1 protein-coding gene and 1 pseudogene are annotated in these 736 nt (G+C 58.3%); both read left to right on the top strand.

Annotation, left to right across the window (positions count from 1 at the left end):
* A partial coding sequence (locus EOA86_RS37060; protein WP_245497509.1) for a DUF4242 domain-containing protein occupies positions 1-354 on the top strand: 354 nt, incomplete at its 5' end.
* Positions 355-525: 171 nt separating this feature from the next.
* Positions 526-736, top strand: a pseudogene (locus EOA86_RS39785) (hypothetical protein); the annotation flags it as partial.

Genomic DNA, 736 nt, shown 5'->3' with positions numbered 1-736 from the left:
GGCTATCGATCGATAGAAAAAATGTCGTTCTCTTTCGCCCGCCGCTGCATTCAACTCCTGTGGTCACTGTTCATAGGAGGAGATCTGGAAATGACTGTCTACATGGTGGAACGCGACCTCAAGGGCATCAGCATGGAAGCTCTGGGAGATGCGCAGAAGGCGGCGATCAGCCAGGCCGCCGAGATGACGTCCAAGGGCACCGACATCAGCTATCTGCGCTCGACCTTCGCACCGGAGGACGGGCGCTGCATGTGCCTGTTTGATGCTGTCTCCGATACCGACGTGAAGCGTCTAAACGACGATGCAGGCCTGCCCTACCACAGAATCGTGCCGGCGCTCGATCTTACGCCATAAGGCCAGCACGACCGGGCTCGTGATGACCATCCGGGCCCGGTGTTCTTGCGGATAATGCGCAGCGCGCCAGGCTGATCATTTGGAACTACGGAAAGACCAAGACGTTCGTGCATACTGCATCCGCTAGCCACTGGTTGGACACTTGTTGTTCCCAGGAGTCGGAGGCGTACCATGTTTGGCAATTCGGGCATCATCCCTCTGCCTCACCCACTTGACCGTCGTGTGGATACTCTTGCGCAGTCGTTCATGCGCCAGCGGCTCGGATCTCAGATGGACTTCTCGACCCCGGAAGGCGAGCCGGCGCTGTTACCGCCCACCTCGATATCCTGGCGTATTTTCAAGAACCCTGTTGCGCTCTTCATCGGCGGGGTTACTGCGGTGC

The sequence above is a fragment of the Mesorhizobium sp. M5C.F.Ca.IN.020.32.2.1 genome (assembly GCF_004023105.1).
GTDB classification, from domain to species: Bacteria; Pseudomonadota; Alphaproteobacteria; order Rhizobiales; family Rhizobiaceae; genus Mesorhizobium; species Mesorhizobium wenxiniae.
Note: the sequence above shows the minus strand (reverse complement) of the source record. Positions and strands in the feature narration are given on the sequence as shown.